Here is an 11,324-nt window from a genome sequence, read left to right as displayed (position 1 = left end):
GATATAGCCGGCGCCACCGCTAACCAAAATTGCCATACCAATCGTCTCCTTTATGTTTTCTTGTTGCTTTTTAACGGGCCTCGGTGGTCCGTTCCTTACTTATCATTCTACTTTTTCTGCTCAGTTTCTGGAATAGACGTTTTCGGTGCCTCTTTATCTTTTTGTTGCCGATTTTGACGGCGTGCCGGCAGCCCCTGCTGCATACGCCGGTAGGCGCTGGGGGTGTTGCCGGTGGCGGCACGGAACTTTTGGCTGAAATACGCCCCCGAGCAATAGCCCATGGCGGCGGCTACTTCGCCGGGGGTGGCGCCCCGGGCCAGCATTTGGGCGGCATAATCCAGCCGCATGGCGGCAAATTCCTCCATCGCGGTATGGCGCAGCCGGGTGCGGAAAGCCTGCTGCAGTTGGGTGCGGCTGCAGCCCACCGCGGTGCAGACCTCGTCCACCTTCACCTCTCGGGTCAGGTTTTGGGCAAAGTAAGCCCGGGCCGCTTCCACCAGTGCCGTTTGGCGGCGTTCCCGCCGCACCCGCAGGGTGGGTTTGCGGGGGCGCTTGCAGCGCCGTGCCAGCAGGATCAGCAGGTTTTCCAGATGGATGGCATATTGTTGCCGCGCCCCAAAGGCTGTTTCCTGCCGGGGGGTGGGCTTGTCGCCGGGGGCGGCAGGTCCGTCGTAGAGTTCCGCGGTCGTTTTGATCAACCAGTTCAGGTCGTTCTGCTCGGCCGGTTCGGCGTGGAACACCATGCCCCGAAACCGGTCCATGACCGCCGACCCGCATTGAAAATCCACACGCAGCACTTCGGGCGGCAGTTCCCCCAAACACCGGATGCCGAAGATTTCCTCCGGCTGATGCAGCAGGATTCCACCGGCCCGCAGCCGTACCCACCGGTCGTTGCAATATTCCTCAACCGCACCGGCCCGCACATAGACCAACTGCCAAACGGATGTCTGTCTGTGGGAGAAGTCCTCTTCCGGACGGCGCTCGGCAGCCCAAGCCGCCGGCACCGCTTCGATGCGCAGGGGGAAATCCTCGGGGCGTTCCATGGCTGCCTCCTTTGTTAGACGGCCACCACGCCACTGTCCGGCCAGTAATCCGAGGTGCCGCTGCCGTAGCGGAACACCCCGGGTTCCACATCGGCCAACTGGGGGAACAGCGCCAATTCCGGGCAACTGTCCGCCAGCCCGATGCAGTACGCCGTCAGCGGGCTGATGACCTTATCGATGGATGTATAGACGTTGCTGCCATCCTCGGCATAGGTGCTGAGCATGATGTCGTCGGGGTAGGTCTGCTCCACATAGGCGGTCAGCTCCCCATCCACATAGGGGTCGCTGCTGCCCTCGTACAGGTCGGGCGCCCCGAAGAGATGCAAAATCTCATGGGCAAATGTTGCCGGAGATTCCGGCTCGGCCTGCGTGGCATAGGCATCGTACCGGTAGATGCAGCAATATTCATAGGTAAAGTTGGCGCCGTCCTCGGCATAGTGGGCCATCGTGAAGGAGGTGCCGTCCACCGGCAGGAAGAGCAGGAACCCGATACGGTCGGTGCCGTATCGGTTCTGCAAGTCCGTCGTGTCCAGCGTGGCACAGAGCATGTCCATCTCATCGAGGAAATCGTTGCTCTCCTCCGAGTTCACGCCGCCCCGCAGCCGGGAATGCAGCGAATAGGTATAACTCAGCGGGCTGTTGTCGCTGCCATCGTCATAGGATAGCTGCGCCTGCACCCCATACAAGGCGGCCTGCTGGGTGATCCAGTCCACCGCCATGGCCACACTTTGCTGGGCCTCGGCCCGGGCTTCCCGGGTCCAGATGCTGCCGGTGGCTGCATCGTTGAGGTAGACGCTGACCAGCACCGTGGGCTCTTCCAACAGACCCACACTGCCGTACAGTTCCTGCTCCCCTTGGGGAAGCAGTTCGGTCTGGGGCGGCGGGGTCGGGGAAGGTTCTTCCACCGAAGGCATTTCGGGCAGGGTCTGCACCGTCCGGTGGGGCACACAGCCGCAGAGCAGGCAGGCGGACAAAAGCAGCGCAGCAAGGCGTTTTTTCATCGTCGTCCCCTGTCTTGTTTACAGTTTCAACTGAAGTTTGCCGTCCACATCCGCCAAGGCCACCGTGGCCGGGGCAGTACCCAGACGGCCATCCACCAACGCTTCGGCGATGGGATCTTCCACCGCTTTGCGGATGGTGCGCCGCAGCTCCCGGGCACCGTACTTGGTGGAGCTTTGGGCCACAATGGCCGCCAGCGCCGCCTGATCGTAGGTCAGGGTAATGCCATGGGCCGTCAGGCCGGGCTTGTATTCGTCCAGCATGAGGGCGGCGATCTTCTCGAGGTTTTCCTCGCTCAAGGGATGGAAGGTGATGACCTCATCCACACGGCCAAGGAATTCGGGACGCAGGAACTCCTGCAAAGCCTTCAGGCTCTTATCGGCGCTGGCCACTTCCAGCTTTTTGCCGAAACCGGTGGCACCGCTCTGGTCGGTGGAACCGGCGTTGGAAGTCATGCAGATCACGGTATTGGAGAAATCCACCGTGCGGCCTTGGGCGTCGTTGATCTTGCCTTCGTCCAGAATCTGCAGCAGGATGTTCATTACATCAGGATGAGCCTTCTCGATCTCGTCAAAGAGCACCACGCTGTAAGGATGACGGCGGACCTTCTCGGTGAGCTGACCGGCCTCATCGTAGCCCACATAGCCCGGAGGCGAACCGATCAGACGAGAGACGGCATACTTCTCCATATATTCGCTCATGTCGATGGAGATCAGCGGGTCCACCGTGTCAAAGAGCTGGTTGGCCAGTTGTTTGACCAGTTCGGTCTTGCCCACACCGGTGGGGCCTACAAAGATGAAGCTGGCCGGGCGATGACGGCCCGACAGGTCGGCACGAGCCCGCTTGATGGCCCCTGCCACGGCGTGAACCGCCTCGTCCTGCCCGATGATATGGGCCTTGAGAGCCTCTTCCAACCCTTGCAGGCGGCCGTACTCGGTTTCCTTGATCTTGACGGCAGGGATGCCGGTCCACAGTTCCACCACCTGCGCCACATCGTCCAGCGTGACCTCGATCTCGGCCACCCGCAGCTGCAGCGCGGGCAGCTTTTCCCGCTTCTGGGCCAGCTCGGTTTTTACGGATGCCAGCGCCTCGTAGTCGATGGCGGTATCCTGCCCGTTCTGGGGGTCGGGATTTTCCAGATCATGTTCCTGCGTTTCCAGTTCTGCCACCCGGCGCTGGGCCTCGATCAACTCAGTGATCTCGGGATGGCGCAGGTTGCAGCAGGCACAGGATTCATCCAGCAGGTCGATGGCCTTATCGGGCAGGAAGCGGTCGGTGATATAGCGTTCCGACAGCTTCACCACCTGCGTGATAATGGGGTCGGGCACACGGACACAGTGGTGCTTCTCGTAGTAGATGCGGATGCCCTTGAGCACCTCGATGGTATCCAGAAGGGAGGGTTCCTCCACCTTGACGGGCTGGAAACGGCGTTCCAATGCGGAATCCTTCTCGATATATTTGCGGTATTCGGCAAAGGTGGTGGCGCCGATCACCTGCACCTGTCCCCGGGAGAGGGCCGGTTTCATGATGTTGGCGGCGTTCATAGCGCCGTCCGAATCTCCGGCACCCACAATGGAGTGGATCTCGTCGATAAACAGGATGATGTTGCCGGCAGCCTTGACTTCACTGATCAGGCCCTTGACCCGCTGCTCAAACTGGCCGCGGAACTGGGTCCCCGCAATAAGAGCCGTCATATCCAGCAGGAAGATTTCCTTGCCTTGCAGGCGGGCGGGCACATTGCCCTCCGCGATGCGCTGGGCGATGCCCTCGGCAATGGCGGTCTTGCCTACGCCGGCTTCGCCGATGAGGCAGGGGTTATTCTTCTGACGGCGGCAGAGGATCTGGATGGTACGGTAGATCTCCCGATCCCGGCCGATGATCCGGTCGGTCTTGCCATCCCGGGCTTTCTGGGTCAGATTCTCACAGTAGGTGTCAAGGAATTTGCGGCGGGGCGCTTTCTCCTTTTTACCATTCTTGGGTGCCTTTCCCTCTTCCCCGTTCTGGCGCTGGGCGCCGAACCCGAAGGGAAACACCGGCGAACCGCCGGGCACAAAATCGTCCTGCGCGCCTTCCTCGGGGGCATCCTCCCCGGTTGGGATCAGCGCGCCGGATTCGGCGGCTTCCTCCAAGAAGGAACTCATCCGTTCCTCCATATTTTCCAAATCCTGATCGGACATACCGAATTGTTTCATCAAGTCCTCTACGGGCTGGATGTGCATTGCCCGGGCACAGGTCAGGCAATACCCTTCCTGCACAGGCTTTCCGTTATCCATTCGTTGCACAAAGACCACTGCGGTACGTTTTTTGCAGCGTACACAAAGCATAGGCTTCACCTCTCTATAAAAAAGCTGGTGCTTGTCAAAGTTTCAATGGTTCTATTATCAGCCGAACCTCCCGCTTTTGCAAGCTATGGCGGGGAATGTTCAGAATTTTTTCATTTCCTGTTGAACGTTGCTTAATAATGGACGAGGAAGGGATTGAATGCCCCAAAGAAGCTGTATCCCACGCTCTGGTTCAGCACCGACAGGGTCAAAAATTCCAGCAAGCCGGCGGTAACACTGGCCGCAAACCAGAGCAGCAGTGCCAGCAGCCAGCAGTCCAGCGCACCGGTCATCAGACCCAGCACCAGCCCCAGCAGCCGGTTGACACCGCCCAGCAGCGGCACACCGTTCACATGGCGCAGCAGCCCTACCAACAGCCGGAATACCCACCGCACCACCATGCAGAGCACCACAAAGAGCAGCACCTGTACAAAGGGCAGCAGAATGGGTTCCAGCGCGGTGGTGATCTGCTCGGGCAGGGCGTTGCCCGCCCCCTGCACCAACTGGGCCAACGTATCCCGCACGGTGTCGGGCAGGAAGTCCATAGCCTGCACAGCGGCGGCCAGATCCCCGCCGGACTGAGCCACGGCGGATTCCACCTTTTCGGACACCGAGCCGCTGACGAACTGCTCATAGATAGGCACCGACAGGCTGCGGCTGGCCCAAACAGCCACCCCCACGCCCACCACGGCGCCAACCAGTTCGGTCAGACTTGCCAAGAATCCCTTGCGCCAGCTCGCCACCGCCGCAAAGGCAAACACGATCAAAAATACCAGATCATAGATCCAAGCCATAGTACGTACAAAGTCCTTTCCTTGCTTTTGCTCATTCGTCGGGTTCGGTCAGTACCTCCACCCGGCTGCCGGTGAATACCAGCGTTTGGTCGGCGTTCAGCACCGCCAACGGATGGGCCGCCAAATCGTCCCGTGTCCAGTTCTGCACACCGTCGTAGCTGTAACACTCCACGGCGTTGGGGCACAAAAGATACAGTTCGGTGTCGGCTGCCGTCACACCGAAAGCCTGTCGGGCCGGAATCTCGGCCAGCGGGGTCAGGTCGGAATCAAAGGTCACCAGACTGTTGCCGCCACGGATGTTCAGCAGCAGCGCAGTCTGACGCAGACCCGGCGCTGCGCTTTGCAGGGTAGCACCGCCGAAGTCATAGCGGGCAGTCTCGGTAGCGGTGCGGGGATCCAACACTGCGATATAGGTATCGAAGACCGCCACCACCCGGCTGTCGCTCTGCCAATCCAACAGAAGCAGCATGCTGCCCTGTGTAGCCTGATAGGCGGGGCCTTCCTCTGTTTCGGCAGTATCCATGAAATAGACGGTGCAGCTCAACTGCCCGTCCCGGGCCGCCAGCGTACCGGCGGCAAAGCGGCGGTTGTCGGGGGCGAACTCCACCGCGATGGGGGTGCCCTCGTTTTGGGTCATCTGCCAGCTATACGTCTGATTGAAAGAGGGGTCGAAAATTTGTAGCTGGGCGGTATACCGGCCGGATTCGGTGACCACGGCCAGCGTGTTGTTGTTGGACATGGCGCAGAGCAGGATGCTCTCGTCAAACGTGCGGGTAAACAGGCTGCGCGTCCGGCTGGAAATCTGCAATTCGTTGCCGGCGCGGTTGTACACCACGAACCGGGTGCCCCCCACCGCCAAGACGGGGCGGGCATAGCCGGGCTGGAAGCTGCGTACCCGGCTGCCGTAGGCCGAATAGACCACCACATCTTCGCTCCCCAGTTCCACAAAACCGCCGGCCAGTTCCTCAATTTGCAGCGGCTCACTGATGCCGGTATCCACCGGCCAGCCGCCGCTGCCCCGATTCAGGTAGAGGGTCAGACTGTCCACCCCATCGGCCAACAGGGCGATGGAAGCCGACATGGCCCCCGTAAAGATGGCAATAAAGAGCGCCACAAAGACGATGACCCCCGCCACAAAGAGATTGCGGCGGCGCTGCCGCTGTTTGAGCAGCGGCGTGAGAGATTTAAGGTTGCTGGTCGTCTGGGTTTTGGACGGCGGCTCGGCCGTGGGCTCACTGCGGTGGACCGGCTGCGGCGTGCGCAGACCAAGGTCCCCACTGGTACCGGGCACCGGCTTGGTGGAGGTATGCCCCTGTTCCCGAGCCAGCATCCGCTTGCGGCGTTCCAGCCGTTCCTTTTCTGCTTTGTTCATAAGGGGCTTCCCTCCTTTCCAAAATATGAGCGTTGGCCCGGAGGGTTACCGTTCCGGATAGGTCACATCCTCCAAAAACAGGCCTTTGGCGGGCAGCGTAGGGCCAGCCTTGCGCCGATCCCGGCTTTGCAGCAGGGCAGGGATGGAATCCGCCGTCCGCTTATGCAAGCCTGCTTCCACCAACGTCCCGGCCAGAATGCGCACCATATTGTACAGGTATCCATCGGCCGTGACGGTAATGAGAAAACGGTCACCGCTGCGGCTGACCGTGCACCGCGAGATGGTGCGCACGGTATCGCCGTGGGCAGCGACCGAAGATCCCGACGCGCAGAGCGCCAAAAAATCATGGGTGCCGACGAACTGCGCCGCGGCGGCCTGCATAGCGGCCAGATCCAGCGGCTGGGCGATGCGGTGGCAGGTATCCACCGTAAAGGGGTCGTCGATGCGCCCGTTGAGGATATGGTAGCAATAGGTTTTTTCGTGGGCAGCGTAGCGGGCATGGAACCCCTCGGCCACCGGCTGCACCGCCAGCGCCCGGATGTCCGGCGGCAGGTGGGCATTGAGGGCCGGCACGATCTTATCCGCCGGGACCTTGCCAGTATAACAGAAGCTGAGCGCGAAACGCCGCGCATGAACGCCGGCATCGGTACGGGAGCAGCCTTTTACATCGGGGCGGCTGCCCAGTGCCGCCTGCATGGCGTCCTGCAAGGCCGCACACACCGTAGGGGTATTGGGCTGGACCTGAAATCCCGCGTAGTTGGTCCCTTTATAGGCAATCCACAAAAGATAGGTCATCACACCAACCCCGGCACATAAAAACGTGTGGAAACGATGATGGCCAGCGCCACCACCAGCACCACAGCACAGCGAACATCGGTGGCGGTGAACCGCAGTTGCTTCAAACGGGTGCGGCCCTCGCCGCCGTGATAGCAGCGGCATTCCATAGCCATGGCCAGCTCATCGGCCCGGCGGAACGCCGAGATGAAGAGCGGAATCAAAATGGGGACCAATGCCTTGATGCGCTGGGTAAAGCTGCCGGTGTCCAACATGGCGCCCCGGGCTTTCTGGGCGTTCATGATCTTTTCGGTTTCCTCGATGAGGGTGGGGATAAACCGCAGCGCAATGGTCATCATCATGGCCAGCTCGTGTACCGGAAAGTGAACCTTTTCCAACGGACGGAGCAGATTCTCGATGGCATCGGTCAGCACGATGGGGCTGGTGGTGTAGGTCAGCAGGCTGGTACCCGCGATCAAAGCACAGACACGCACCGCCAAAAGGATGGCATAGCGCACGCCCTCGGCGTAGATCTTAAACACCCAGAAGTGCACCAGCGGCTCCCCCTGTCCGGTAACGAAGAAGAGGTTGAGCACCGCCGTAAAGATAACGATGGGCACGATGGGTTTGAGGCTGCGCAGAATCATCTTGCCGGGGATCTTGGCCACCCGGTAGAGCACCGCCAAGAACAGCAGGGACAGCCCGATGCCCAGCGGATTGGCCGCCACAAACAGCACCACGATGTAGGCGATGGTGGCTACCAGTTTAAGGCGGGGGTCGCAGCTATGCAGCACCGACCGGCCGGGATAGTATTGCCCGATGGTAATATCTTTGAGCATTTACTCCACCCCCTTGTGCTGTTTGGCGGCCAGCGCCTTTTGGATCGTCTTGACCGCATAGGGGATGGTATAGACGTCGGTGGGGATGTCCAGCCCCATCTTGCGCAGTTTCAGGAAGATCTGGGTCACCTGCGGCACCGAAAGCCCCAGTTCCAGCAGTTCCTGTGCCCGGGCAAAGACGTTTTCCACCGTGTCGTACATAGCGATGCCCGCTTTATGCAACACCAGCACCCGGTTGGCATACTTGGCGATGTCCTCCATGGAGTGGCTCACCAGCAGCACCGTGATGCCGGTCTTTTCGTGGTAGGCCTTGATCTGGCCCAAAATGGTATCCCGGCCCTCCGGGTCCAAACCGGCAGCAGGCTCATCCAGCACCAGAACCCGGGGCTGCATGGCCATGACACCGGCGATGGCCACCCGGCGTTTTTGACCGCCGGACAGCTCAAAGGGGCTTTTTTGCAGCAGTTCGTCGCTAAGGCCTACAAAGGCGGCCGCTTCCTTGACGCGGCGTTGGACCTCGGCCTCATCCAGCCCCATGTTGCGGGGGCCGTAGGCAATATCCTTGGCGCAGGTCTCCTCAAACAGTTGGTATTCGGGGTACTGCATGACCAGCCCCACCAAAAACCGGAAGGAGCGCAAATCGGCACCGGGGGCCCACAGGTCCTTGCCGTCCACCAGCACCCGGCCCGACGTGGGACGGTTCAGCCCGTTGAAATGGCTGATTAAAGTGGACTTGCCGCTGCCGGTGGAACCGATGATGCCTACAAAATCCCCTTCCTCCACCGAGAAGGAGACATCCTCCAAGGCGGTGGTGGCATCCGGCATGCCCGGGTTGTATACATACTTTAGATGTTCTACACGGATAATCTCTGACACAGTTGTTTCCTTTCCCGCAGAATACCGCCCGGCGCAGTCGCCGGTGCCGTTTCTGCCTTTCGTGGGACACGGCGTCTGTACGCCGGTTTTAGTCCTTGAGCAGTTTGAACAGTTCCTCGGCACAGCGGTCGGGGGTGATGACATTCTCCGGCATATCGATGCCCGCATCCACCAGTGCGTCCCGCAGCTCGGCGGCTTGCGGCACATCCAGATGGTAGCTGTGCAGCCGCTCGGTCTGGCTGAACACCTGCTCGGGGGTGCCCTCCATAACGATGCGGCCCCGGCTCATCACCAGCACTCGGTCGGCCTGAGCGGCTTCCTCCATATAGTGGGTAATGGATACGATGGTGATGCCCGCCTCCCGCAGTTGGCGGATGGTGCGCATGACCTGTCCCCGGCCGTGGGGGTCCAGCATAGCGGTAGCTTCGTCCAACACCAGACAGTCGGGCCGCATGGCGATGACGCCGGCGATGGCCACCCGCTGTTTCTGGCCGCCCGACAGCTTATAGGGGGCGGCGTCCCGCTTTTCGTAGATGCCCGCCAGTTTCATGGCCTCATCAATGCGGGTGCGGATCTCGGCGGGAGGCACGCCCAAATTTTCCGGCGCAAAAGCCACATCCTCCTCCACAATGGTGGCGACGATCTGGTTGTCGGGGTTTTGGAACACCATGCCCACCTTCTGGCGGATGTCATAAAGGTGTTCCTCGTTGCGGGTGTCCATGTCCTCCACCAGCACAGTGCCGGTCTCGGGCAGCAAAATGGCGTTCAGGTGCTTGGCCAACGTGCTTTTTCCGCAGCCGTTGGCACCCAGCACCGCCACAAATTCCCCGCGGTGCAGGTCCATCGTGACCCCATCCACCGCAAAGCGGGGCTGGTCGGGGTCATACCGGAATTTCACATCCTGCACGCGGAGCATGGGTGTTTCGGTAGGCATAGAATCACTTCTCCCAAATGGCGGTGGCGCCGCAAGGCACCACGCCGCCGGTGGCCGAGACCGGCAGACCGATCTCGTCGCAGTGGGTACGCCCCCCCTGCACGGGGCAGAGGGTCGTCTTGACAATGTATTCCATCACCGCGGGGCTCAGGCCCTCGGTGTAGGAGTTGATGGCAAAAAACAGCGGATCATCGCTGAGGACCTGCTCGGTCAGGGTGATCAGGTCGTAGACGTTGTCTTCCAGTTTCCAGATCTCGCCGTTGGGACCGCGGCCATAGCTGGGCGGGTCCATGATGATGCCGTCGTACCGATTGCCCCGGCGGATCTCCCGCTGGACAAACTTGGCGCAATCATCCACGATCCAGCGGCAGGGCCGGTCTGCCAGATGGCTGGCAGCGGCATTCTCCCGCGCCCAAGCCACCATGCCTTTGCTGGCGTCCACGTGGGTCACACTGGCCCCCGCGGCCAGACAGGCCAGCGTGGCACCGCCGGTATACCCGAAGAGGTTCAGCACCTTGATGGGCCGGCCGGCGGCTTGAATCTTTTGCTGGTACCACGCCCAGTTGACAGCCTGTTCGGGGAAAACTCCGGTGTGTTTGAAACCGGTAGGACTGACGATGAGCGTCAGGTCCTGCCAGTGAATCTGCCATTTCTGGGGCAGCTTTTTGTGGTAATTCCACTGGCCGCCCCCTTTGGCGGAACGGTAGTAGATGGCATCGGCCTTGGCCCACAGGGGGCTGGCCTCGGCATTTTTCCAGATGACCTGCGGGTCGGGGCGGATCAGCAGCGTGCTGCCCCAGCGCTCCAGCCGGTTGTGGTTGGTGGCGTCCAGCAGTTCGTAATCCCGCCAGCTATCGGCAGGGCGCATAGGCGATTCTCCTTCCTTACTTGTCGAGGATGCGCTGGCGGATCATATCCGTAATGCGCTCGGCGCTGGTCTGGATGGCGGCATGGTCCTCGCCTTCCACCATGACCCGGATCTTTGGCTCGGTACCCGAGACCCGTACCAGCACACGGCCCATACCCATCAGGCTCTGCTGCTGGCTCTCGATAAAGCCGGCGATGTATTCATCCTCTTTGTAGGCCTGTTTCTGTTCCTTGTTGGCCGTCAGGTTGATAAGCACCTGCGGGAACTTGGTGTACACCGCGTTCAGGTCGCTCATCTTGGCGGCGGGGTTTTCGGCCTTTTTGCGGGCCAGCACCTTGAGCAGCTTGCCGGCCGTCAGTTCGCCGTCGCCGGTGGTGGAGTGGTGCAGGAAGATCACATGTCCGCTCTGCTCGCCGCCGATGGCGTAGCCGCGGGCGCGCATCTCCTCCAGCACATAGCGGTCGCCCACCGCCGTGCGGGCGGTCTCGATGCCCTGCGCCTCCA

The 11,324-nt window shown here is 61.0% G+C and carries 10 protein-coding genes and 1 pseudogene; all 11 read right to left on the bottom strand.

The window, feature by feature from the left end; translation table 11 throughout:
• Positions 1-107: 107 nt before the first annotated feature.
• Positions 108-1,043, bottom strand: coding sequence for an AraC family transcriptional regulator (locus Q0526_RS14765; RefSeq protein ID WP_298735162.1), 936 nt, complete (start codon positions 1,041-1,043; stop codon positions 108-110).
• A 14-nt stretch (positions 1,044-1,057) separates the two neighbouring features.
• Positions 1,058-2,044, bottom strand: a complete 987-nt coding sequence (locus tag Q0526_RS14760; protein WP_298735159.1) for a hypothetical protein — start codon at positions 2,042-2,044, stop codon at positions 1,058-1,060.
• Between the two features lie 18 nt (positions 2,045-2,062).
• Positions 2,063-4,366, bottom strand: coding sequence for an ATP-dependent Clp protease ATP-binding subunit (locus tag Q0526_RS14755; protein ID WP_298735157.1), 2,304 nt, complete (start codon positions 4,364-4,366; stop codon positions 2,063-2,065).
• 131 nt (positions 4,367-4,497) lie between these two features.
• Positions 4,498-5,157, bottom strand: coding sequence for a CvpA family protein (locus Q0526_RS14750; protein ID WP_298735155.1), 660 nt, complete (start codon positions 5,155-5,157; stop codon positions 4,498-4,500).
• A gap of 31 nt (positions 5,158-5,188) precedes the next feature.
• Positions 5,189-6,529 carry a DUF5711 family protein gene (locus Q0526_RS14745; protein WP_298735153.1) on the bottom strand — a complete coding sequence of 447 codons (1,341 nt, stop codon included), beginning with the start codon at positions 6,527-6,529 and terminating at the stop codon, positions 5,189-5,191.
• A gap of 45 nt (positions 6,530-6,574) precedes the next feature.
• Entirely contained in the window at positions 6,575-7,324 is a 750-nt protein-coding gene (gene truA, locus Q0526_RS14740; protein WP_298735150.1) for a tRNA pseudouridine(38-40) synthase TruA, read from the bottom strand.
• The gene (locus Q0526_RS14735) at positions 7,324-8,142 is read right to left on the bottom strand and encodes an energy-coupling factor transporter transmembrane component T (RefSeq protein WP_298735147.1); all 819 of its coding nucleotides are present in this window, start codon (positions 8,140-8,142) and stop codon (positions 7,324-7,326) included. The genes truA and Q0526_RS14735 overlap by 1 nt, the downstream gene beginning before the upstream one ends.
• The gene (locus Q0526_RS14730; RefSeq protein WP_298735144.1) at positions 8,143-9,018 is read right to left on the bottom strand and encodes an energy-coupling factor transporter ATPase; all 876 of its coding nucleotides are present in this window, start codon (positions 9,016-9,018) and stop codon (positions 8,143-8,145) included.
• Between the two features lie 88 nt (positions 9,019-9,106).
• On the bottom strand, positions 9,107-9,952 hold the full coding sequence (locus Q0526_RS14725; RefSeq protein WP_298735142.1) for an energy-coupling factor transporter ATPase: 846 nt from the start codon (positions 9,950-9,952) through the stop codon (positions 9,107-9,109).
• A gap of 4 nt (positions 9,953-9,956) precedes the next feature.
• Positions 9,957-10,820: a class I SAM-dependent methyltransferase gene (locus Q0526_RS14720; protein ID WP_298735140.1), complete on the bottom strand. Its 864-nt coding sequence runs from the start codon at positions 10,818-10,820 to the stop codon at positions 9,957-9,959.
• A 16-nt stretch (positions 10,821-10,836) separates the two neighbouring features.
• Positions 10,837-11,324: pseudogene (locus tag Q0526_RS14715) on the bottom strand (phosphoglucosamine mutase); the annotation flags it as partial.

It is taken from the genome of uncultured Subdoligranulum sp., from assembly GCF_937890665.1.
The sequence above is the reverse complement of the archived record's forward strand: the minus strand, read 5'-3'. Positions and strand labels throughout refer to the sequence as shown.

Bases quoted from the DNA above. Each gene is read 5' to 3' on its own strand.
- Q0526_RS14750 (WP_298735155.1), bottom strand. From the start codon at position 5,157: ATGGCTTGGATCTATGATCTGGTATTTTTGATCGTGTTTGCCTTTGCG.
- Q0526_RS14760 (WP_298735159.1), bottom strand. From the start codon at position 2,044: ATGAAAAAACGCCTTGCTGCGCTGCTTTTGTCCGCCTGCCTGCTCTGC.
- Q0526_RS14755 (WP_298735157.1), bottom strand. From the start codon at position 4,366: ATGCTTTGTGTACGCTGCAAAAAACGTACCGCAGTGGTCTTTGTGCAA.
- Q0526_RS14745 (WP_298735153.1), bottom strand. From the start codon at position 6,529: ATGAACAAAGCAGAAAAGGAACGGCTGGAACGCCGCAAGCGGATGCTG.
- Q0526_RS14720 (WP_298735140.1), bottom strand. From the start codon at position 10,820: ATGCGCCCTGCCGATAGCTGGCGGGATTACGAACTGCTGGACGCCACC.
- truA (WP_298735150.1), bottom strand. From the start codon at position 7,324: ATGACCTATCTTTTGTGGATTGCCTATAAAGGGACCAACTACGCGGGA.
- Q0526_RS14725 (WP_298735142.1), bottom strand. From the start codon at position 9,952: ATGCCTACCGAAACACCCATGCTCCGCGTGCAGGATGTGAAATTCCGG.
- Q0526_RS14735 (WP_298735147.1), bottom strand. From the start codon at position 8,142: ATGCTCAAAGATATTACCATCGGGCAATACTATCCCGGCCGGTCGGTG.
- Q0526_RS14765 (WP_298735162.1), bottom strand. From the start codon at position 1,043: ATGGAACGCCCCGAGGATTTCCCCCTGCGCATCGAAGCGGTGCCGGCG.